26 protein-coding genes are annotated in these 22561 nt (G+C 38.1%); 11 read left to right on the top strand and 15 right to left on the bottom strand.

Annotation, left to right across the window (positions count from 1 at the left end):
* Window positions 1-45: 45 nt before the first annotated feature.
* From IEV52_RS07120 to sigK, 3 genes are all read right to left on the bottom strand, one after another.
* A complete protein-coding gene (locus IEV52_RS07120) occupies window positions 46-1827 on the bottom strand; it encodes a M3 family oligoendopeptidase (protein ID WP_188401774.1) in 1782 nt (593 codons plus the stop codon).
* 290 nt (window positions 1828-2117) lie between these two features.
* A complete protein-coding gene (locus tag IEV52_RS07115; RefSeq protein WP_188401773.1) occupies window positions 2118-2399 on the bottom strand; it encodes an alpha/beta-type small acid-soluble spore protein in 282 nt (93 codons plus the stop codon).
* A 293-nt stretch (window positions 2400-2692) separates the two neighbouring features.
* Window positions 2693-3400: an RNA polymerase sporulation sigma factor SigK gene (gene sigK, locus IEV52_RS07110; RefSeq protein ID WP_188401772.1), complete on the bottom strand. Its 708-nt coding sequence runs from the start codon at window positions 3398-3400 to the stop codon at window positions 2693-2695.
* Between the two features lie 174 nt (window positions 3401-3574).
* Between sigK and IEV52_RS07105 the strand changes: the two genes are divergently transcribed.
* Together IEV52_RS07105 and IEV52_RS07100 are read left to right on the top strand one after the other, a co-directional pair.
* Entirely contained in the window at window positions 3575-3898 is a 324-nt protein-coding gene (locus tag IEV52_RS07105; protein WP_188401771.1) for an aminotransferase yhxA, read from the top strand.
* 19 nt (window positions 3899-3917) lie between these two features.
* Window positions 3918-4313 carry a DUF350 domain-containing protein gene (locus IEV52_RS07100; protein WP_188401770.1) on the top strand — a complete coding sequence of 132 codons (396 nt, stop codon included), beginning with the start codon at window positions 3918-3920 and terminating at the stop codon, window positions 4311-4313.
* Between the two features lie 27 nt (window positions 4314-4340).
* On the opposite strand, the gene IEV52_RS07095 is transcribed toward IEV52_RS07100, so the two are convergent.
* Window positions 4341-4787 carry an RNA helicase gene (locus IEV52_RS07095; RefSeq protein WP_229754210.1) on the bottom strand — a complete coding sequence of 149 codons (447 nt, stop codon included), beginning with the start codon at window positions 4785-4787 and terminating at the stop codon, window positions 4341-4343.
* 79 nt (window positions 4788-4866) lie between these two features.
* On the opposite strand from IEV52_RS07095, the gene IEV52_RS07090 reads away from it, so the two are divergent.
* The gene (locus IEV52_RS07090; RefSeq protein WP_229754209.1) at window positions 4867-6105 is read left to right on the top strand and encodes a glutathionylspermidine synthase family protein; all 1239 of its coding nucleotides are present in this window, start codon (window positions 4867-4869) and stop codon (window positions 6103-6105) included.
* Window positions 6106-6149: 44 nt separating this feature from the next.
* Here the strand turns inward: IEV52_RS07090 and IEV52_RS07085 are convergent, their stop codons facing one another.
* The 3 genes from IEV52_RS07085 to IEV52_RS07075 form a co-directional block, all read right to left on the bottom strand.
* Window positions 6150-6311, bottom strand: a complete 162-nt coding sequence (locus IEV52_RS07085) for a YrzI family small protein (protein WP_188401769.1) — start codon at window positions 6309-6311, stop codon at window positions 6150-6152.
* Window positions 6312-6779: 468 nt separating this feature from the next.
* Complete coding sequence (locus tag IEV52_RS07080; protein WP_188401768.1) at window positions 6780-6986, bottom strand: capping complex subunit for YIEGIA; 207 nt, start codon at window positions 6984-6986, stop codon at window positions 6780-6782.
* Between the two features lie 3 nt (window positions 6987-6989).
* Window positions 6990-7898, bottom strand: a complete 909-nt coding sequence (locus IEV52_RS07075; protein ID WP_188401767.1) for a YIEGIA family protein — start codon at window positions 7896-7898, stop codon at window positions 6990-6992.
* A gap of 285 nt (window positions 7899-8183) precedes the next feature.
* Here IEV52_RS07075 and IEV52_RS07070 point away from each other — a divergent pair, with 285 nt between their 5' ends.
* Window positions 8184-8900, top strand: a complete 717-nt coding sequence (locus IEV52_RS07070; RefSeq protein ID WP_188401766.1) for a 2-phosphosulfolactate phosphatase — start codon at window positions 8184-8186, stop codon at window positions 8898-8900.
* 43 nt (window positions 8901-8943) lie between these two features.
* A complete protein-coding gene (locus IEV52_RS07065; protein ID WP_188402281.1) occupies window positions 8944-9408 on the top strand; it encodes a DUF441 domain-containing protein in 465 nt (154 codons plus the stop codon).
* 2 nt (window positions 9409-9410) lie between these two features.
* Here the strand turns inward: IEV52_RS07065 and IEV52_RS07060 are convergent, their stop codons facing one another.
* Complete coding sequence (locus IEV52_RS07060; protein WP_188401765.1) at window positions 9411-10670, bottom strand: MFS transporter; 1260 nt, start codon at window positions 10668-10670, stop codon at window positions 9411-9413.
* Window positions 10671-10920: 250 nt separating this feature from the next.
* Between IEV52_RS07060 and IEV52_RS07055 the strand changes: the two genes are divergently transcribed.
* Window positions 10921-12039 carry a mandelate racemase/muconate lactonizing enzyme family protein gene (locus IEV52_RS07055; protein ID WP_188402280.1) on the top strand — a complete coding sequence of 373 codons (1119 nt, stop codon included), beginning with the start codon at window positions 10921-10923 and terminating at the stop codon, window positions 12037-12039.
* A 40-nt stretch (window positions 12040-12079) separates the two neighbouring features.
* Here IEV52_RS07055 and comA read toward each other — a convergent pair whose 3' ends face one another.
* Both comA and IEV52_RS07045 read right to left on the bottom strand, forming a co-directional pair.
* Complete coding sequence (gene comA / locus IEV52_RS07050) at window positions 12080-12943, bottom strand: phosphosulfolactate synthase (RefSeq protein WP_268234757.1); 864 nt, start codon at window positions 12941-12943, stop codon at window positions 12080-12082.
* Between the two features lie 41 nt (window positions 12944-12984).
* Window positions 12985-13281 (bottom strand): hypothetical protein, encoded by a 297-nt coding sequence (locus tag IEV52_RS07045; protein WP_188401763.1) that lies wholly within the window; start codon window positions 13279-13281, stop codon window positions 12985-12987.
* 317 nt (window positions 13282-13598) lie between these two features.
* Between IEV52_RS07045 and IEV52_RS07040 the strand changes: the two genes are divergently transcribed.
* The 5 genes from IEV52_RS07040 (at window position 13599) to menA (ending at window position 18269) form a co-directional block, all read left to right on the top strand.
* Entirely contained in the window at window positions 13599-14363 is a 765-nt protein-coding gene (locus tag IEV52_RS07040) for a sulfite exporter TauE/SafE family protein (protein WP_188401762.1), read from the top strand.
* A 209-nt stretch (window positions 14364-14572) separates the two neighbouring features.
* Complete coding sequence (locus tag IEV52_RS07035) at window positions 14573-15298, top strand: phosphoadenylyl-sulfate reductase (RefSeq protein WP_188401761.1); 726 nt, start codon at window positions 14573-14575, stop codon at window positions 15296-15298.
* A 14-nt stretch (window positions 15299-15312) separates the two neighbouring features.
* Entirely contained in the window at window positions 15313-16455 is a 1143-nt protein-coding gene (sat, locus tag IEV52_RS07030; RefSeq protein WP_188401760.1) for a sulfate adenylyltransferase, read from the top strand.
* A gap of 16 nt (window positions 16456-16471) precedes the next feature.
* The gene (cysC, locus tag IEV52_RS07025; RefSeq protein ID WP_188401759.1) at window positions 16472-17077 is read left to right on the top strand and encodes an adenylyl-sulfate kinase; all 606 of its coding nucleotides are present in this window, start codon (window positions 16472-16474) and stop codon (window positions 17075-17077) included.
* 301 nt (window positions 17078-17378) lie between these two features.
* A complete protein-coding gene (gene menA / locus IEV52_RS07020) occupies window positions 17379-18269 on the top strand; it encodes a 1,4-dihydroxy-2-naphthoate octaprenyltransferase (protein WP_188401758.1) in 891 nt (296 codons plus the stop codon).
* A gap of 38 nt (window positions 18270-18307) precedes the next feature.
* Here the strand turns inward: menA and IEV52_RS07015 are convergent, their stop codons facing one another.
* The 5 genes from IEV52_RS07015 to IEV52_RS06995 all read right to left on the bottom strand — a co-directional run bounded on the left by IEV52_RS07015 (window position 18308) and on the right by IEV52_RS06995 (window position 22558).
* Entirely contained in the window at window positions 18308-19099 is a 792-nt protein-coding gene (locus tag IEV52_RS07015) for a glucose-1-dehydrogenase (RefSeq protein WP_188401757.1), read from the bottom strand.
* A 12-nt stretch (window positions 19100-19111) separates the two neighbouring features.
* On the bottom strand, window positions 19112-19966 hold the full coding sequence (locus tag IEV52_RS07010) for a GRP family sugar transporter (protein WP_188401756.1): 855 nt from the start codon (window positions 19964-19966) through the stop codon (window positions 19112-19114).
* 145 nt (window positions 19967-20111) lie between these two features.
* Window positions 20112-20348 carry a YrhC family protein gene (locus IEV52_RS07005; RefSeq protein WP_188401755.1) on the bottom strand — a complete coding sequence of 79 codons (237 nt, stop codon included), beginning with the start codon at window positions 20346-20348 and terminating at the stop codon, window positions 20112-20114.
* A 151-nt stretch (window positions 20349-20499) separates the two neighbouring features.
* Window positions 20500-21633, bottom strand: a complete 1134-nt coding sequence (locus tag IEV52_RS07000; protein ID WP_188401754.1) for a bifunctional cystathionine gamma-lyase/homocysteine desulfhydrase — start codon at window positions 21631-21633, stop codon at window positions 20500-20502.
* 1 nt (window position 21634) lies between these two features.
* Window positions 21635-22558 carry a PLP-dependent cysteine synthase family protein gene (locus IEV52_RS06995; protein WP_188401753.1) on the bottom strand — a complete coding sequence of 308 codons (924 nt, stop codon included), beginning with the start codon at window positions 22556-22558 and terminating at the stop codon, window positions 21635-21637.
* Window positions 22559-22561 lie beyond the last annotated feature (3 nt).

The following is a 22561-nucleotide window of genomic DNA, read 5'->3' as shown; positions in this document are numbered from 1 at the left end:
CTTTATAAAAAGTAAAAGAAACCGCATCACTGCGGTTTCTTTTTTCTATTCTTCAGTAAGCTCTAAGAATTCTTCTACGTCGGCTGCAGCTAATTCAATGCCTTTTAGCCAGAAATCCTGTTTTGTAATATCAATACCTAAATGCTTTTGCGCAAGCTCTTCTACTTCCATCTTTCCTGTGTCTTGAAGAAGTGCAATATATTTTTCTTCAAAGGAAGGGCCTTCTTCTTTTGCTTTTGCATAGATACCTGCTGAGAATAAGTATCCGAATGTGTATGGGAAGTTATAAAACGGAACATCTGTAATATAGAAATGGAGTTTAGACGCCCAGAAATATGGGTGATATTCATCAAGAGCACCGTTGAATGCCTCTTTTTGTGCTTCTTCCATCAATTCGCATAACCGTTCTACGGATAATTGGCCTGTTTTTCTTTCTTCATACATTCTTGTTTCAAATAAGAAGCGAGCATGGATGTTCATAAAGAACGCTACAGATCTTTGTGCTTTATCTTCTAGCAGCGCAATCTTTTCTTCTTTTGTTTTTGCATTTGATACTGCTGCATCGGCAACGATCATTTCAGCGAATGTTGAAGCTGTTTCGGCCACGTTCATGGCGTAATTCGTTGCATAATATGGCATTTCTTTTAATACATCCGAATGGAACGCATGACCTAACTCATGGGCAAGGGTTGATACGTTACTTGGTGTTCCAGAGAACGTCATAAAGATGCGTGTTTCTTTTTTAGTAGGAAACCCCGTACAGAATCCGCCTGGTCGCTTACCGGAACGATCTTCTGCTTCAATCCATCCATCCAAAAAGGCCTTTTCAGAGAACTCAGCCATCTTAGGCGCTAGTGTACGGAACTGTTCAACGATGAATTGAGCTGACTCATCGTAGCTCATCTTGCTGTTTGCTGAAGATAGCGGAGCATCTACATCAAACCAGCTTAATTTTTCTAGACCTAAAAGTTTCGCTTTTCGATCAAGATATTTAACGAAAATATCTTTTTGAGAAGAGATTGCATCCCACATTGCTGTAAGTGTCTCTTCCTTCATTCGGTTAATCGCAAGTGGCTCTTTCAGGGTTTCTTTCCAACCTCTATGCTTATAGATTTCATTCCTAAAGCCTGCGATGTGATTAAGAGAAGCCGCACAAAACTCTCCCTCGTGATCCCATGCTTCCACAAACTTTTTGAACGTATCTTTTCTTATTTGACGATCAGGATTTGAGAACTTGTTTTCTGCCTGGCCAACTGATAGTTCTTCTTCTTTGCCATCGATTTCTACTTTAATATTGATTCTTCCTACAACAAGATCATAGAGAGTAGACCATGCATGGTATCCATCAACAGCTAGATCATTTATTAAAGATTCCTCTGAGATGCCAAGCTTCTCTTTTGCATTCGTTCTTCTTTCGTTTAAGGAGAACGAAATGTGCTGATACTCAGGAAGACTGATGAGTTCGTTCCAAGTATCTTCTGAAATTTCCATGAGTTGTTGATCGATTAAAGAACCAACATTAGAAAATGCTGCATAAACAGATTCCAATCTTCCGCGAAGTGCCATCGCTTTCTTGTCTTTAACATCTTGTGCGATCAAACAGCCTACAAAAGAACCGGCAGTAGATAATCTCTCAGAAAAATTCTGAAGTTCTCCAATAAGGTTTAAGAAATTTTCATTAGAAAAAGTAAATTGTTCTGCTTTCTTAGCCAAGACCTTAACTTCCTCTTCCGCCCATTTAATCTCTGCCAACAACTCTTTGGACTCGCTTCCGCCAGGAAAAACGGAATCAAGTTCCCATGTTTGCCTTAAATCTTGTAATAGCATATTTCTCCCCCTATTATGTACATATTTCCATTCTTTTCTTATTATAAAAAATATTCACGCAAAAATCGACTATGAAGTTTATTTTTATGTAATTTATTTTCCATTAAAAAACTCTCCTGCTTGGAGAGTTTGTACGTGAGTACTATTCAGCTATTGCAGCATAAATAAAATAGGCTAGCATGACAACGAATGATCCATACAATACGGCTTCTTGCATATCAACGCCTCCTGGTTTTTTTACCTATTCTATTCCCTGTTTTGTGTATTTAAACACGTTTGTGTTTTTTTTCTTAACGAACCTGTTTACCAAGATTAGCTTTTGCCTGCTGGATCAATTCTTTTACCATTCTCCCACCTATTTGACCGCCTACTTTTCCAGCATCAACTGAAGTGATTTTTCCGTTATAGCCTTTTTCTAATGATACACCCATATCTTTGGCAACTTCATATTTAACATCATCTGGAGATTGGTCCGACACCTTATACCCTGCTTCCCTCATAACTTTTGCTTTTAAACGATCGAGTCCTTCTCTTGCTTCTGGAACGATCGGCTGTCGTTTTCTTCTTGCCATGTTCTTAACTCCTTTTTTATTTTAGTTTGCCCGATAAAAAAAATAAAAAGACTGTAATTGTTACCAATCATTTAAGTGGCCTATATAGAGTGGACAAAAAACCGCAGAAGGACAAGAATTATGTGATCATACCCTATTTTTACTTGATTACATTAGATTTTTATATGATTAAAGACTTTTTTTATGTGATTTATTTTTTTGATTTCGTACGTGTTTTTTTCAAAAAGAATTCAATGCATCTATAGCAAAAACCTCTTCCAAAGTCACCTAGAAGAGGCTTAAACTTTAAACTTCTACCGCTCACTCTGCTGCCGGCTTCTGTAAAATTCATGAAACAGCTTCATAAGTGCTCTTTTTTCAATGCGTGAAACATAACTTCTTGATATGCCCAGCTGTTTAGCGATCTCTCGTTGTGTTTTCTCCTTTTGAAGGTCTAAGCCAAAGCGCCCTACAATCACTTCTTTTTCACGGTCATCTAGTACGTGGATGTAATCATAGATCTTCTTTTTCTGCATCTTTAATTGGATCGCATCCACGACATCTTCTGTTTCGGCTTTTAGCACATCAATCAACGTGATTTCATTTCCTTCTTTATCTGTTCCGATGGGGTCATGAAGGGAAACATCTTTTTTCGTTTTCTTTAATGCACGAAGATGCATCAATATTTCATTCTCAATACAGCGCGCGGCATATGTCGCAAGTTTAGTTCCTTTTCCTCTAGAATAGCTCTCGATCGCCTTGATCAATCCAATGGTCCCGATTGATATTAAGTCCTCGGTATCTTCACCAGTATTTTCGAATTTCTTAACGATATGCGCTACAAGTCTTAAGTTATGCTCAATCAACATGGCTCTTGCATGTTCGTCTCCGTCTGCCATATCTTTTAAGTACTGCTTCTCTTCATTTTCAGACAGGGGCTGGGGAAAGGCATTGTTCTTAACATATGACACAAACAGCATGACTTCTTTAAAGAAATAGGCCAACACACCTACTAATGACATAACAGCACCTCCAAGACATTCTCTACTCCCTTATCTTTATGCGGAGCTGGGCTTGGGTGTGTCTGTACATCCAAAATGAGACGAAACCTTTTTATTTTTTCTAACGTACTAGAAATAAATGGTTTAACTGCAGTATTATACATACTATAATTAGGCTTGGAATGAGGTGAAGACGTGAATAAAACAAAGAAGCTAATCGCTGGGGTTTCCTCTGCATCTGTTGCCATGATGCTATCTGGCTGTAATGATCAAGCGGAAGAACTTCCGCCGGAACCTACTGATTCTGAGTGCCAAGATTGGGAATGGGATGAAGATGACGGAGTATATGAATGTGATGATACAAACTCTCGCTATTTTGGTTATTATTTTTTTGGTGGCTCATTTTTCAAGGGAAAAAGCAGCTTGTTAAAGAGTTCAGCTTATAAGTCCTACAAAAACAGTTCAAGTTTTAAAGGCGGTGGATCTGGTTTTGGTGGAAGCAAAGGATTTGGTGGATAAATCATGAGGAGTTGTCGAGATGGAATTATTTCTTAATTTTGCCCTTTATGCAGCTACGGGCCTTGGATTATTATTTGTCGGCTTTATCATTTTTGAGTTAACAACAAAAACAAAAGAACTTCAATTAATCAGCAAAGGGAACTCTGCAGCTGCGCTTTCACTTGGTGGAAGACTATTCGGTCTTGCTTTTGTCATTGGATCTGCCATTGCGAATTCATTGAGCATAGTTGATCTACTGATATGGGGATCAGTTGGTATCATTGCTCAAATCGTTGCTTTGTTTGTTGCTGAACATTTAGCGATTCGTTCAAGTATATCTAAAGCAATTGATGCAGATAATAAAGCGGTTGGACTTTTAGTTTTGTTATTAAGTGTTTCAGTCGGCTGGGTTATCGCTCAGTGTCTAACTTATTAAAAAAGCATGCGGCGGCTGCCGCATGCTTTATATTTTTTCACCTACATACATGACATAAACTGCACGGTCTTCGTCGATCTCTGCTGAATCCCTAATATATTGTCCTTGACGTGGAATATCAACTACATCCTTTAATAAGTATCTTATGACATCCCAGTGATTATTTAAGGCTTGAACATGTAAAAGCGGCATGTCCCCCGTTTCGTTGTACTTTCTAAATTCTAAAAATATTCCTCTTCCTTTGTAACTTGGTTCTTCTGTAAAACGTCTTATGGGGCCGATTTCTTTTACGATTAAAATCTCTTCGCTACCCTTCATTTCGTTTGATTGGAGCTCGTATTCCTTTTGACCTGAAACTAAAAATTCACAGAGCTGCCTCGCGTACTTTTCATCGTTGTGCATGTTCTCAGGAATCTTATACGTTAAAAACGGTTCATAACTTTCGTTTTTTTCTATGTAATATGTAAGTTCCATTATTTTCATTCCTTTTATTCTTTGTTATGTTTATAATACCAGTTTACCGCTATGTTTGTATGTTCGGAGGAAAGTTATTGTGGATTATAAAGAGGAAAGACAAAAATTTTATGAGCAGTTCCCTGAATTTTGGGCAGACATGTATGGTCAGGAGTATGCGCTGTTTAAACCCTTTTCAATTCCTCAAGCTGTACCCGAGGAAATTAAAAGACTTGGGGAAAAAGCTGGCCATATTCTTTTTAAGACAGCTACTCTTTTACAGTCAAAAAATATAGAAGATGACACATTAAGACTACTAGGTTTTCCTGATTCATTGTTTCCCTTTCTTCGGTTACAAACACCCTTAGCTAAAACCGTGATCGGGAGAATCGATTCTGTAGAAACTCCAGATGGACACAAAATAATGGAGTTTAATAGTGATACTCCTACCTTTATTTATGAATGTTTTAAAGTAAATGGGCTGATCAGTAAATACTTTGGGTTTAAAGATCCGAACGAAGGTAGGGAAAATCAGCTGCAACAAGCTGTTCGATCTGCTATATTAGCGGCTTATCGCCACTTAAAAACCTCACATGCACCTAATATTGTTTTTACAGCTCATGAGGAAAATATAGAGGATAAAGAAACGGTTCTATATTTAAAGAGACTTTCTGGATTTCCTTCTCAATTTATACCTTTGGATCAGTTAGTGATTAAGAAGGATGAAGGACTGTTCGACCTGGAAGGTGACAGGATTGATGTTTTATACAGACAGACGTTTCCCATTGAACTTCTCATTCAAGATCGAGACAAAAATACAAATGAAGAAATTGGACTTCAGCTCACTCAGCTTGTAATCCAAAATAAACTGGCGGTTATCAATCCACCTTCAGCATTCTTATTACAAAGTAAAGCAGTTCTTGCTGTGATCTGGGGCCTTCACGAAGAAGAATCTCCATTTTTCACAAAAGAAGAACATGAATGGATCGCACAGTATTTCCTTCCAACCTATCTGGAGCCCGATCTTTTTTTAAAAAAGAAAGAAAAGTTTGTTCAAAAACCTGTCTTTGGACGTGAAGGTGATACCGTTCGTATCTATGATGAGACTGGCAGCTTACTCGATCAAGACCAAAACACCACGTACGATAACTATGTAAGTGTTTATCAAAAGCATGTACCGCTCCCTAAGATGAAATTCGAGTCTAGGCTTGGGGTTCTTGAAGGCCATAGAATGACTGGTACGTTTATAATTAATGGACAGCCGAGTGCGTTCGGGTATAGGATTGGTAATCCTATAACAGATAACCTCTCATATTTTCTTCCGTCCTGTTTAAGATAAAAGCGCCTTTCCATTTTTAAGGAAGGCGCTCTTTGTCTATCTTATTACATTGATGTTAAATTATATGCAGCCTTTTCTTTAGCACGATCATAAAGGGACTTTACTTCCTCGTCATAGGCATAAAACTCTTCTGACCTCGTGTTTTTCTTTATAGAAAAGGTTATGGTTACAAAAAACAAATGCAGTGTAAACATATGTTGATTCACTCCTCAATTCAATTTATTTTTTCCTTAGGTCGAGTCTTTCTCCGTTAAAAGCCAAGTAAGCAGTGTAATTCCAACCATTATCATTTCTATCTCCTCCTTTAGGTTATATATAAAAAACACCGCAGAACAAATCCTGCGGTGTTAAAAAAAGACATAATAAAACCGCAGGTATTCGACCTACGGTGTCTCTTAAACAAATTTAAATAGACACAAAGCTCCTGAGGGCGGTCGAACGTACACTTCTATTCTTTTTAGAAATATTAATCATAGTCATAGTCATTTTGTTCAACCTCCTTTTTTGTTTTTACTATCCTTAGCAAATCATACACAAATTGCCAAGTATTGTAAAGAAATATTTTAACCTTTAAAAGGATATGCATGTTTTATTAGTTTGTTTCCTAAAATCAGCGCCTATTTCTAAAAATAGTGATTTTTTCAGAATTATATATGTGTACGATCCATTTCCGCTTATTCTCTAATAATAAGAAAGTCATTTGTTTTCATTCTGACAATTTCCGCTTTTAATGCTTTTGCAATATCATCTGTCATTTCCTTTTGCTCCTCTTCGTTCTGGGCTAATAATGTAAGAGGTTTTCCGGAAAGAACACGATCCTTATTAAGCGTAACTACAGCTAGAATGTCATATTTTGGACTTACCTTTGACTCTCTTCCCATTTTTTATCTTCCTCTCAAGTTTGTTTTCATGACGGAATTTGGCTTTTTGACACTTTCGAGTAAAGGACATTTTTTAACAACTTCGATGAGAGCATCCATATCCTTTTTTATTGGGACAAGAGCAACGACTACCTTCCCATCTTCAAAATCTCTCCTTGTATAATGAAAACGTTTTAAACCCAACGATCTAGTTGCTTCAAAAAGAGCTGCTTGGCGTTGGCCATAGTTTTCAAGGTTGATGCGAAAATGGTCTTCATTTGGATAAATGACAACCGCCATTCCTTCATCTTTAAATAGCTTTTGCGCTAGGTCACTTCCTAATTGATTGGTAATAAACATTCCTTCTACAAACAGTTCAGATCCCTTAACTTCAATTTTACCAGCTTTAACTTGGGCAATATCACCAATTGTTTTTCCTTTTGATATTCTGACTAATAAAAACAGCAGCAAAAGACCAACTGCAATCCCTATTATTATGTCCAACCACCCTTTTACAGGAACTAACTTGATAGTTATAGATGTAACTAGGGCTACTACTAATGAAAAATAATTTCTTGCTTCAAATGTTTTAGAGATGCCATCAATATAAGCCTTTCCTCTGTATGTAAATTCAGTTTCTTCTAAGTCAATCAAACTTTCTTTTTCCATTTTTCGAACATCCCGGAATTGTTGAATAGCTAAAGTTAAAAAAGTCACTGCTATAAAGTTTTTACTTAACAGTGCTGGAAGTGCTACTGCTCCTAAAGAAGCAGCTACAAATCCTGTTATCAAATGAATTAAATAGCCATTTGGATAACTGGGATACTGGCGGAAATCTTCCTTTAACGTTATGATGCGGGCGAAAGTTCCGATCAGAATCGCTGTAACAATAACATTTATATCAGATGTTGTTAAAAACTCTTTCCCTGGCATAATTACACCTACATTTTTTTTATTTAATATTTAGTATTCTAAACAAAATGCTTAAAAGCATTCATCAATCCCTATCCATTCAATAATTTTTAAAATATCTATCAAGGTTTAACAAATCCTCTTGTAGGACTGAATTTTTTATCATATTTCTTCGAGAACTAAAATGAGGGTTTTAAATAGTTACAACCGAATATATTCTAAAAAGGACTTGCACGTCCAAATTTTTGTAGAGTATGTAAACATTAGTTCTTAACCTTAAGAGTTTTAAAGGAGAGGAATTTGCGTATGCAAGTTAAAACGATATCAACAGTTGGAGAGATCAAACCTGAACATGTAAAAGGTCGGACGGTGATCGTAATTGATGTACTAAGAGCATCAAGTACAATTGTTACAGCTTTAGACTCCGGCTTCAAATCCATTATTCCTGTTAAGAAAGCCGAGGAGGCACTTGCTTTACGCTCTTTAAATACTATTTTAGCGGGGGAATGGCATTGTAAAAAAATTGAAGGATTCGACTACAATAATTCACCTACAATTCTTAAGACAAAAAAACATACAGGAAAACATCTTGTTTTATTAACTACAAATGGTACTCAGGCAATGAAAAAAGCAGCTCAAGCAGACAGGCTGTTAATTGGTTGTTTTCTCAATGCATCCGCTTGTATAAAAGAAGCATTGGTTCATAATAGTGATATTACAATTTATTGTGCAGGGACACGAAATGAATTTTCTTTTGAGGATGGACTTGCGGCCGGCATGATGGTTCATTTAGTAAAAAAACAGGCATCTTCCATCATAACCTGTGATTTTTCAGATGCAATGGAAGCCAGCTTTCTTCAGCTTGCAAAAAAATTGCCTCAACTCCTTTTTACAACCACTACCGGTAAAAGGCTGCTTCAGAACCAGTTTGAAGAAGATATTCGATATTGCGGCCAGACAGACATATCTCAAATTGTTCCTATATTGAAAGGAAATAGAATACTTTCTTTATCGGACACATAAACCTTTAGAGTAGAAATTGGACAGGGGTTGAATATCATTGAATATGTCTTCAGGTGAATTATCACTTGTAATTCTAATTATCATAGGTTTAGTCGGCCGCTCACCGATAATTGCCACAGCTGCCAGCTTCTTGATGGTGTTGAAATTGTCTTCACTGGAACGTTTCTTTCCAATGCTGGAACGGCGTGGATTAGAACTAGGCCTTTTGTTTTTAACAATTTCTGTCTTAGTACCATTTGCAAGCGGAAAGATTAGCGGGAAAGATATATTACTCCTCCTTACTACACTTTCAGGAGCTGTCGCCCTGGCAGGAGGAGCGCTTGCTACTTATATGAACGGGAAAGGATTGGAAATGCTTCGTGTTGAACCCCATATGGTTGTCGGACTCGTAGTCGGTTCCATCATCGGGATTGTCTTTTTACGTGGAATTCCGGTCGGCCCTCTAATGGCAGCCGCAATTACCGCTTTGTTAATGAAAATAATTTATATAGTATCAAAAATTTTCTAGTCTCATGAAGTTGGCACTTTCTCTCTTTTTTTAAATAAAGTTCCCAATTGTTGCTTACTTTCTGTTTCACTTCCATTACTCTTTTCTGGTCTAATTAAAATAAAGGCTAAAATTAAGGTGACCAAGCTTAAACCAGCCATGGTTAAAAAAACTGTCTTATGTGAAATGCTCATTAACCAACTAAAGAGAGGCGGTCCGAAAGCTACACCAAGAAAACGAACACTTCCATATAAAGAGGTGATCATACCTCTTTCTGCTTTTTCAACGGCTCCAGTAATCATCGTGTTTAAACAAGGCAGCAATAGACCTGTTCCGACACTCCCCAACGTTAAAAGACCAATCAAAAGATATATTTGTTGAAAGAAAGATACAACGATCATTGACCCTGTTAAAATTAATAATCCTATGACCATTAACTTTCGGATTAATGGTTTGTTCTGTTTTATTTTAGAACCGGTAATATAAGCTGTGACCACCATTCCCAATAATGGAATGGCTAGGATACACCCTTTAATAATACCGTCAATTTTAAATCTCTGTTCCAAAATATCTGACATATAAAATAAAACACCAAAAAGAATAAACAAGCCTACCGAACCTACAAAAAATGCTGGAATCAGCCATCTCCCTTTATCTATGAATATCTGCTTCAAAGCCCCTAGATATTCAGGAAGAGCTTTTCCTTTCTCTTTTTTCTTTTCCTTTACACCAAACCAAATAAAGATAGCCGTTGCAAAACAAAGAATTGGAAAGGTGAAAAATACCGCAAACCACGTAATAAGAGCGATGGCAGATCCAATAATCGGCGATAAAATCTTTCCTACACCGTTGGAAGACTCGATGATACCAAGGGCTTTACTTTCTTGCGCCCCTGAATATAAATCGCCGATCAGAGCCATAGCAATCGGTGCCGTACCCGCTGCTCCAATTCCTTGAATGATACGTCCCAATAGAATCATCATGTAGGAATTATCCATTAACCAAGCTGATAATCCTGAGACGATTCCCCCGATTCCATAAATCACAAGTGAACCAACAATGATCCACTTACGACCAAATCGATCAGATAAATATCCAACTAAAGGAATGATCAAACCTGCTGCAAGAGAAAACACCGTTATGATTAGGCTTACTTGAAATTGAGATAAATCCAATTTTGTTTTCATGGTGGGAAGTACCGGGACCAGCATAGAATTTCCTAGTACCATTACCATTGGTATAAAAGCTATAGCAATCATGGCAACAGTTCCCTGTTTTTTCATTTTACTTCCTCCCAATTAAATTTCATTTTCTTAATTACCTTTTCCTTTAACTCATTTTTTGATTCAAAACAATGAATACATGCTAACTTTTTTCACAACCTAATCTTGATTGCATAAAAAAAATTTACTCATAAGGAATGGGTCCTATATACTTTTGGATCTTTCATTCGATTGTCCCTTACATAAATACATGAAAATGTGGTTCTTACCATCTATGTTTGTGTAAATGAAAGAAAGGCAGGCAACTCATTTGAAAATTAAAAATGTAGAAACTTTTCCATTGCTGTATAAACTTCCTGTTCCATATGGTGATGCCAACGGATATAAAAAATATCGATCGTGTTTTTTATTTAAAATTACGACAGATTCTGGAATAGAAGGATGGGGAGAATGTGCCGATTGGCTGCCAACGCTAGAAAAGGGGTTTCATGATCGTATCATTCCCTATCTGCTAGGTAAAAAAGCGACAGACAGGAATCAGATTGTAACCACTGTAAAAAAATGGAACAAAAGGTCGGCCTATGGAATTAGCATGGCACTTACAGAAATTGTTGCAAAATCAGCAGGGCTTTCAGTTTGCGATCTATGGGGAGGAAAGCTGAGAGATTCGATTCCCGTCTATGCTTCGTTTCAATCATATACGCAAAAGGAAGACTGGATAAACCATTCTTTGAAATTAATTGAGCAAGCGATATGTGGAGGATTTAGTAAGATAAAGGTTAAAATTGGCGGAAAAAGACTGCAGGTGGATTTGGCTCACATCCAATCAGTCCAGAGCATGTTGGAAGAAAAAATTCAACTTGCACTTGATGCGAATCAAAGTTATGATGCTGCAACAGCACGTGAATGGGATCGTTATTTTAGAGAGTGGCCAAATATGTTATGGATCGAGGAACCAATACCGATGGACCGGTTGGAAGACTACAGACTATTACGTACCAAATTGTCAATTCGGGTCGCAGGGGGAGAAAATCTAAAATCAACCGCTCAATTTCTTCCTCTATTAAAAGGTGGGATAGTTGATATTCTTCAGCCTGATGTAATGCATGAAGATGGGATAGATGGATATCGAGAAACTATTCATCTATCCCGGGCTTTTGGCATACAGAGCTCCCCTCATACATTTGACGGGCCACTTTCAAGACTATATGCTCTATTAGCCCAAGCCTGCCTGCCTCCATGGAGTAAAATGGATAATGACAATATCGAGCCTGTTGAATGGGATGTTATGGAAAATCCGTTTACTTCACTTCTTTCGGTTAAGCCTACTAACGGTACGGTAACAATACCAGATGCGATTGGCATAGGAGCATTGCTGGATAAGGACAAATTGGATAATTATCGATGGGATGGGACCGTATATCATTAAAAAAACTGGAGTGCACTTCTCCTCCAGTTTTCATAACTAATTAATCAGTCTGTAAAATAGGTCCGGGTCTGTCTGTTAAGAAAGTATCGAATCTCAGCCCCCTTCTTAAGCATTCAAGATTAAAGGCGTCTTCAAAATGGATATTCCCCAAATTTACGTTTCTTCCCCAAAAATGAATTAAATCGTTTTGTTGTTGTTTTTGCGGAGCTTCCCATATTAGATAGTTTCTCATATGCTTGGGAATCATTTTTTCGATATCATGAAGAAATTCTTTATCAATTATTCCTTTGCTATTATAGATGCCCACATCTTCACCCGATTCCCTTCCTTCCACAATCATATAAGAAGCACCACATTCAAGATCGGAATAAAGAGTCCGTTTTAATTCTTTCACTTCAATTTGACTGCCGGTTGCTTTTTTACCGTGTTCGGTTATGACAGTAAACCCTTGATTAACAGCCTCGAGAATACACTTCCGCCGTTTGCTTGAAGGCATATCGATCGTACCGTCTGAAATTTCAACATGATCAAACCCAACTTTTTTCAAAAAATAGAAATACTCTTTTATTAAACCCTTATGAGAGGCGATTTCAAATAATGTTCCACCAGGATATAAGATTACATTCGCTTTTTTGGCCAACCGAATTTTTTTTTGTAATAGTTCCATTGGATACAGCATGGTTGTTCCAAAACCGAGTTTTATATAATCAATATATTGACCTGCAAGCTGCAGGAGTTCTTCAAATAAACCTATACTTATTCCTTTATCAATTAACATCGTTAAACCGAGTTCTTCAGATCTATTTGCCCTTTCTCCTGATGGATCAATAAGATGTGGATGCCAGTCGTTTTGAGGATACTTCACAAAATAGTCCCTCCCTATGGGTATTTGTCTACGAAACATCGTATGCATAACCGTTTAAAGAGGTTCTATCTCTATCTATGTTAACTGTTTTCTTCTTCTCCGTTATCCATACCAATTGCCTCTCCGCCAAGATGGAGAAATAAATTCGGCTCTTTCTCCCCGTTTCCAAGTATAGATTTTTTTAGACCGTCTATAAATCTTGATGTAACATCAATAAAATTCTGCTTTTCTCCTTCATTATCCAACTGACCCATGATATAAAGGTCATTTTCACCTTTATACATGTAGGCAATGTACCCTACAGCTTTCCCATTGGTGTCAACAATATTTATGATTTCTCCTTGTGAATTGCAAAACTCTGGTTGTAAGAATATCAAAATTAAAAACTCCTTTCAGGAAGTAGACGTCCGTCGTATTAAAATCCTTAATAGTACTTATAGTGGCTATATAAAGCATAAAAAATACAAAACCAATGCAAGTGCCATATCACTAAGGCATACTTCCCTTTCTTATCAATTTCTCCCCCCTTTTTCCATCACCCCGTGTATGTATACACCCATTTCAATGATTAGGCATAGTATCAATACTGTAATCCCCTGAAGTGAGCAACTTTATGTTCCAATCTTGATTCTCCCTTTTGGTAAAAGAAAACCGCACAAGATAATTAAAAACAAAAGTAAGTGAGTTGGGAATGATGAGTATAGATATGATAATAATGGGGTTTTTCGTTGGTTTTTTGGTAGGTTTAACAGGGGTAGGAGGAGCTGCTCTTTTGACTCCTATTTTGATTGTTGCAGGAATTAATCCGTCAATTGCAGTAGGTACTGATCTCGTTTACAATTCGATTACTAAATTTTTTGGCGCCATTCAGCATTGGAGACAAAAGACGATTAATTTCAAATTAGTGAAATACCTTGCTATCGGCAGTATTCCTAGTGCCGCTATAGCTATCGGCCTGCTGAATCACTTTGATGACAGTTTTCTAAATCAAGATCAAATCATAAAAAATGCACTCGGGTATGTTCTGATTTTAGTTTCCTTATCGATCATTGCTCGCATATTTTTCGATAATAAGTTAAGGCCAAACCGTTTTCAATTAAAACCTATTAAGCAAAAAAAAGGACTTACTATTTTGATCGGTATATTATTGGGGTTTATTGTAGGGCTTACTTCCATTGGATCTGGCTCTTTGTTTGCAGTCGCGATGCTTTACATGTACCAATTAAAGGGCTCGGAGTTGGTTGGTACAGACATTGCACATGCATTTTTGTTAGTTACAGTGGCTGGCATGCTCTATTTATCCGCCGGCAATATTGATTATCCACTTGTAATAAACCTGCTGACAGGCTCGATACCAGGTGTAATAATTGGTAGTACTTTGTCTGCCAAAGTAAAGACAAAACCACTTCGTGCCGCTGTCGCACTGGTAATTCTCTTCAGTGGTTTCAAACTTTTATAGCCTGAAAATGAAGAAAAATCGAAGAGGTATCTATCCGCTTCGATTTTTTGTTCCCCTAGCATTTTTTTATCCTGCCTTATTAATGGTCCGAATCTAATATCTATTATGAAGCTTACAAGCTTATGGTGGAACCTAAGGAATGTACCCTTAATATAATTAAAACCGAGAATAATTACCCAGTATTACTAATAAAAAAAGGAGGGGTGAATATGACTGAACTTTCTTACAAAAATCTTATGGAGAATGACTACGCAAGAATAAATAACACTCTCGAAGGAAGTGAAGCATTAGATATTATTAAATGGGCTTTTCAAACCTTTAAAAGTGAATTAGTCTATGCCTGCAGTTTTGGCGCAGAAGGGATTGTCCTCCTTGACTTAATAAGCAAAGTAAAGCCTGATGCAAACGTTATATTTCTTGATACAAACCTTCATTTTAATGAAACGTATGAGTTAATTGAACGCGTGAAACAAAAATATCCCGCTCTCCGTATTGAATTCATTCAACCATCACTTTCGCTGGATGAGCAAACAGCTAAACACGGGGAAGCATTATGGAAGATGAATCCGGATTTATGCTGCAATATTCGAAAAATAAAACCGCTGGGGGATGTTTTATCCAGTAAAAAAGCATGGATGACCGGTTTAAGGAAGGATCAATCACCGACCCGCGCAAACACGCAATTTATTAATAAAGATGATCGATTTTTATCAATTAAAATCTGTCCGCTTATTCATTGGAGCTGGGAAGAAGTATGGGACTATATCATGCTGCACCAATTGCCATACAATTCTTTGCACAAACAAGGATACCCAAGCATTGGTTGCAAGCATTGTACACGGCCTGTTATAGATGGCAGTGATCTACGCTCAGGTCGATGGACCGGGTTGATTAAAACAGAGTGCGGTCTGCACCTGAATTCACCAAACAAATAAGGAGTGCTGTTATCATGATTGAGCCTCATGGAGGGACATTGGTTAACCGGGTGAACACAGACTATGATTTTTCAGCGATTGAAAACGAAATCGAACTGGATCTTTACGCTTTATCCGATCTTGAATTAATTGCAATTGGTGCCTACAGTCCGATTACAGGCTTTCTTGGAGAAAAAGATTACCTCTGTGTATTAAATGAAATGAGGCTATGCAGTGGTCACGTATGGAGTATTCCAATCACGCTACCAGTCTCAGAATGTAAAGCCTCTTCTCTAATCGAAGGAGAGAAAATAAAACTTGTTCATAAAGGAACTGTATACGGAATTTTGACAGTAGAAGAAAAATATCGTCCTGATAAAAAAGTGGAAGCTGAGAAAATATTTCAAACAACAGACCTCGCTCACCCTGGTGTAAAAAAGCTCTGGGAACGGCCTGAAATTTACATTGCAGGACCCATTACACTTGTAACACGCCCACCAAAGAAGAAATTTATTGATTTTTACCAAGATCCAGCCGAAACGAGGAAATCCTTTAAGATGCTAGGCTGGAATACAATTGTCGGCTTTCAAACACGGAATCCGGTTCATCGTGCACATGAATACATTCAAAAATCAGCTCTGGAAATTGTTGATGGACTACTGCTTAATCCTCTTGTCGGCGAAACAAAAGCAGATGACATTCCTGCAGATATTCGGATGGAAAGTTACCAAGTCTTACTTAAAAATTATTATCCAAAAGAACGAGTACTTCTTGTGGTGTTTCCTGCAGCAATGCGTTACGCAGGTCCAAGAGAAGCAGTCTTTCATGCCATGGTACGAAAAAACTATGGTTGTACACATTTTATTGTCGGCAGGGATCATGCTGGAGTCGGCAATTACTATGGAACTTACGATTCCCAACTTATTTTTAATCATTTTACCAAAGAAGAATTAGGAATTATCCCCTTATTCTTTGAACACAGCTTTTTTTGCAGGAAATGCGGAAATATGGCTTCAACAAAAACATGCCCGCATGGTGCCAAGGACCGGGTTATTCTTTCCGGCACAAAAGTAAGGGAAATGCTGAAGAATGGAGAGGCACCGCCTCCTGAATTTAGTCGACCTGAAGTCGCGGACGTGCTGATTAAAGGAATGAAAATGTCTTTACAAAATAAATAAAGAGGAGATAAAAATAGTGGGACCTCATATCAACATTATTTGGCATCATACTGCTGTGACGAAAGATGATAGAAGAAAATTAAACCATCATAAAAGTGCAGTACTTTGGTTCACTGGTCTTTCTGGTGCAGGTAAATCTACGATAGCAAACGCAGTTGAAAAGTGCCTTTATGAGAAAGGCTTGAGGACTTATTTATTGGATGGAGACAATATTCGTCATGGAATCAATCAAGATCTAGGTTTTAGTCCGGGAGATCGAAAAGAAAATATTCGGAGAATCGGAGAAATCTCAAAACTCTTTGTAGACGCAGGCATGATTGTGATTACGGCTTTTATCTCCCCTTTTCGTGAAGATCGAAAAATGGCTAGAAGTCTCCTTGAAGGAGAAGAATTTATTGAGGTATATATAAAATGTTCCCTTGATGAGTGTAAAAAGCGCGACCCAAAAGGACTTTATAAAAAAGCGAAAGCTGGGGAAATTCCTGGTTTCACAGGTATATCGTCTCCATATGAAGAACCAAAACAGCCGGAAATAATTATCGAATCCGATAAACAATCGATAACCGAATCTGTTGATCAGGTTATCAATTACTTGGTGGAAAAAGGTTACATTCCAGATTAATTGCCCATCTCACCTGCCTTTACAAGAAGCTTACCTTGGTCGATTTGAATCTCCACAAAAAAACTGTTAGTCTAAAATTCTGGTGATCAAAAAGAGTTAGAATAAAAGAAAATCCCTGACACCAATGGTGTCAGGGATTCCAGGATTTAAAACAAGCTTATATATTATTCGTGTTCCCAAGGATGAATTAGCGGACAGAACATTTGTGTTTTTCTACCCCCTATTAGGCTTTAATACCTATAAAACCAATACTTACTTTCACAAACTTTTGCTATAATAATTCTTATAAGGGGGAAACAAAATGATACATCCTAAGGTCATCTATGCTTCAGTACGGCCTATTTCACTTACAGCTTCCATCATACCTGTACTATTTGGTACCATCCTTGCGCTGCAATGGACAAACATCCATTGGACTGCTTTCATATTAACACTTCTTGGTGCATTGTTTTTACAATGCGGGACGAACCTTGTAAATGATTACTTCGACCATGTGAAGGGAGCGGATATCCCAGGGTCGTTAAGTCCATCAGGAGTAATCGACCGGAAAGAAATGACTCCGCGCCAAGTTTATGTGACAGGACTTATTTTCTTTAGCCTTAGTATCATCGTTGGACTTATTTTAACTGCTCTAACAGGTCCTGTCGTACTTTTTATCGGTATACCTTCACTTTTAGTAGGATATTTTTACACGGCTACCCGTTACGCACTTGCTTATAACGGTCTAGGTGAAGTCGCATCTGGAAGTACGTTAGGTATTCTAGCTGTTGTAGGTTCTTTCTATACCCAAACATTAAGTATAAACAATGAAATCTTTTTAGCAGCTATCCCAAATGCGCTTTTAGTTATGGCCATTCTTCATGCGAATAACCTGCGGGATTTTGAAACAGATAAGCAGATCGGCAAAACAACCGTTGCTGGTTTAATCGGAAGAAAAGCATCAAGAGTTGAGTTTTACATTTTAATGATTGGAACTTATGTGAGTTTAACTGCTCTTGTTTTGTTGAACATACTGCCATCGTGGAGTCTTATTGCTGCAATCACACTTCCCTTGGCTATAAAAGGTCTCAAGATCGCAGTATCAACTTGGGAAGCTAAACAATTAAACCAAGTACTTGGTCTTACTGCACTTCTTCATTTGTCTTTTGGCGTCTTGCTTTGTATTGGTACCCTCACCGGAATTCTTTTATAAACATAAAGTTGTCCCCCTGCAAGGGAGGACAACTTTTTTTAACCTTTTCCTGCTTGGAATCCCGGATAGAGGGTCATACCGCCATCAGCGATCAATGTTAAGCCCGTCACATAACTCGCTTGATTGGAAGCAAGCCATACTGCTGTTGCTGCTATTTCTTCAGGTTCTCCAATATACCCCATAGGAATAAGTTTAAGAACCCCTTCTTTTTGCTTCGGATCCGCAAATTTTTCTGCATTGATCGGTGTGTTGATCGCACCTGGTGCGATACTATTGATTCTAATATTCTTTGGTGCGTATTCCAATGCTAACGTTTGAGTCATGAGCTTTATTCCACCTTTACTTGCAGCATAATGTACAAAATGCGGCCAAGGTATAATCTCATGAACGCTAGACATGTTGATAACAGCGCCTTGAATATTATTTGCTAAAAAGTAGTCAATCGCTTCACGGCATCCTAAAAATTGCCCTGTTAAGTTCGTAGAGATCACTTTATTCCAATCTTCTAACGACAGTTCGTGTGATGGAACCTCATTTTCTATTCCGGCATTATTGATCATGATGTCGAGTGAACCAAACGCTTCTGCCGCTTTTATAATTAATTGTCTGATATCCTCTTCTTTCGTTACATCTCCTTGAACTGCAATTGCATTTCCTCCGTTTTTCTTTATTTCATGAATCATTTCTTCTGTTTCCTTAACTTGTTTATCAGAATGATAATTGATGACTACGTTCGCTTTCTCCTGGCCAAAACGGATCGCACAAGCCTTTCCTATACCTGTAGCTGCACCTGTAATGACAACCGTTTTTCCGTTAAGATCTGGATACATATCTTCATCTCCTTATAATTTCGTAAATCCTAACATGACCCCGCCGATTATGATCAGGACACAGCCTGAGATCACCCATATGATTTCTTTCCTGCTTCGTTTTTCACCTAAGATAAAAATCCCGCCCAAAGTCGAGATAATGATACCTGTTTGTGAGAGTGAGAAGCTTGTCGCTATTCCGATTAAAGGCAACGAAAGCAAGAGTGTTAGATTTCCAGTGCTCCATATGAGCCCTGTTAGTATATTTCTTACTGAATATCTATTAAAAGGCTTATGTTTAAGCGATAATACCAAAGCCCCTAAGAACATTCCTACGGCTTGCGGCAAAATAGCCTGCCATCCATTCACTTCGAACCATCTGATGATCACAACATATGTAACATATCCAACTGTAGAAATTAAAAGAAAGGTAATCCCTTTTTTAAAGTTCTGTTTGTCCTTTTGGTCGCCTTGTTCACTTCTTCTCGAAGTTAATAGTGCACCCGCTATAATGGCGCAGATCGCAATTAATCCGATGATAATTTCAGTAGTCGTTTTCCACTCATGAAAGACGATAACTCCAAAAAGAGTTGTTCCGAATAACTGCATTCCCGTTGATAAAGGTACGATTTTCGATACACCTAGATAATCAACACTCGCAAATTGGTTTCGCTGTCCGATCACCCAAAAGATACCTGAAACAATGCCAATAGCAAAAACGGCCATGTTTAGATCAGGTTGAACGATAAAGAAAGCAACGACCGAAAATAATAATGCTCCTAATGTCATCCCAAACGTTTGACTGTGAAAGTCACCTCCGAGCTTCTCGCTCACTAACACAATACTTCCCCAGCAAACTGCTGTAATAAGTGCCCATATGATACCCAATAAATCCACTTCTTTCTTTCGAATGATTGTTAAAACTTAGTATGACCTGTTTAGGCTGTTCAGTATCCATACCCCATTTTTTAATCCATAAAAACAAAAATACCGCCCCTTTTTCAGGAACGGTATGTGAAATTAAATTTATCGTTTATTCACTTAATTCTTGTAATTGTGTTTTGCATTTTCTAACCACATTGTACATTAGGGCAGTGAATCCTAAACACGTTAAAGAAGCAATACCTAATGTAATGGATTGGATTAAGTTCTTATCTTCAACAGGAAGTACTAACCCTAAATAAAAGAACGTGCTAACAGACAACAAAATAAAACCAAAACGCTGGTAGTCAGCCATTTTTTTCTGTAATTGTTCAACTTTGTTTTTCATAGCAAGTCTACCTCCTAACCTCTATTAAAAGGATAACATAGGTAAGCCAGCGACTCGCCAAGCAGTTTTTGACAAAAACGTGAAAAAAGTATGTCTAAATCGTGAGAGAAAAAAGAACAAGTACTGATATCAGCACTTGTTCTTCAATCATTTATTGTAAAGCGTTCCTCAAGTCTTCGATCAGATCTTCTGCATCCTCAATCCCAACCGAGATACGGACTAATCCATCTGTAATTCCAAGTTCCGCTCTGCGTTCAACTGGAATCGAAGCATGCGTCATTCTTGCAGGAACTGAAATAAGACTCTCTACTGCTCCTAAACTTTCAGCTAAAGTAAAATATTTTACCTTTTTCAGTACAGCATTCGCATTTTCCTCACTGCCAACATCAAAAGATACCATTCCGCCAAAACCGCCCGCTTGTTTCTTGGCAATTTCATGCTGTGGATGATCTTCAAGTCCAGGATAATAAATTTTCTCGACCGCTGGATGTTCTTTTAAAAACTCAACAATTTTTTTCGTGTTGCTTTCATGAGCCTCCATACGTAGTCCAAGCGTTTTAATTCCACGGATTAAAAGCCATGAATCTTGTGGTCCTAAAACGCCGCCCGTGGAATTTTGAACGAAATGCAGATCTTCCCCTAGCTTTTCATCGTTTACAACCACTAGACCTGCTACCACATCACTATGGCCGCCAATATATTTAGTTGCTGAATGCAGCACAATATCTGCTCCAAGTTCGATTGGATTTTGCCAATATGGTGTATTAAACGTGTTATCTACCATAAATAAAAGGTTTTTTGTTTTTGCCCATGCAGCGACAGCTTCAATATCAGTAACTTTTAACAATGGATTTGTTGGAGTTTCAACATAAACAGCCTTTGTGTTCGGTTTCAGTGCCGCTTCAATCTGCTCAATATCTGTTGTATCCACAAATGTCGATTCGATACCGAGGCGATTTAATACCTTAGACATTACACGGTACGTTCCGCCGTATACATCATCTGTTAAAATGACGTGATCTCCCGAATCAAAAAGCATCATAACGGCTGTAATGGCCGCCATACCAGATCCAAACGCGAACCCGCGCTTTCCGCCTTCTAGATCTTTGATCAATTCTTCCAGTGCATGACGTGTTGGGTTTCCTGTTCTGGAGTATTCAAACCCACTGTGAACACCCACATCTTCTTGCTTATACGTGCTTACTTGATAGATAGGAAAGGAAACGGCTCCTGTTGTTTTATCAGAAGGTATGCCTCCGTGGATAAGTTTTGTCTTTCGTTTCATATCAGATGCCTCCTTCATAAATTTTCTTGCTTAAATATCGCTCAGAGCTGTCAGCAAATATTGTTACAATGTTTTGTCCTGCTTTGGCTTCTCGTGCCTCGATCAGTGCAGCATGAAGTGCTGCACCTGATGAACTTCCAACGAGCAGGCCTTCTTTCCTCGCAAGTTCGGCTACCCGCTTAAAAGCATCCATATCTGTAACCGTATGAATGCTGTTAAAATAGGATGGGTCCATATAGTCAGGCAAAAACTCCATTCCAATTCCCTCAGTCTTATGAGGACCAGACTCTCCGCCGTTTAAGATAGACCCTTCTGGCTCAACGATGACCGTTTTTACATTGTGATTCATTTCTTTTAAGTAACGTGCGGTTCCCATAAACGTTCCGCCTGTCCCCGCTCCAGCTACAAATACATCGACATTCCCATCAAGGTCATTCCAGATCTCAGGTCCTAATGTTTTATAGTAGGTGTTTGGGTTGTCTGGATTCGAGAATTGAGAGGGTGAAAAAGAATTTGGAATCTCATTTAAGAGTTCTTTCGTCTTTTTAATCGCACCTTTGATACCCTCAGAAGTTGGCGTATGAACGATCTTTGCTCCTAATGCCTTCATAAGCTCTTGTTTTTCAATACTAAACTTTTCAGGAATAACAAAGCAGACATTGATTCCTTTATTGATCGCAGCAAGGGCAAGACCGATGCCAGTATTTCCTGCTGTAGGTTCAATTATCGTTCCGCCTTGAACAAGCTCACCATTCCTCAAAGCACTTTCCAAGAGTTCCATCCCAAGGCGATCTTTCACGCTACCGCCTGGGTTCATGAACTCTAATTTTGCGAAAAGACGCACCCCTTCTGGCAGAGAAAATTGAGTGAGTTCCATCAGAGGGGTATTGCCTATTAAATCGTGCACGTTTTTATAAAATTTCATTTA

Origin of the sequence: Fictibacillus barbaricus, from assembly GCF_014635025.1 — a bacterium.
Lineage (GTDB): Bacteria > Bacillota > Bacilli > Bacillales > Fictibacillaceae > Fictibacillus > Fictibacillus barbaricus.
The sequence above is the reverse complement of the archived record's forward strand: the minus strand, read 5'-3'. Positions and strand labels throughout refer to the sequence as shown.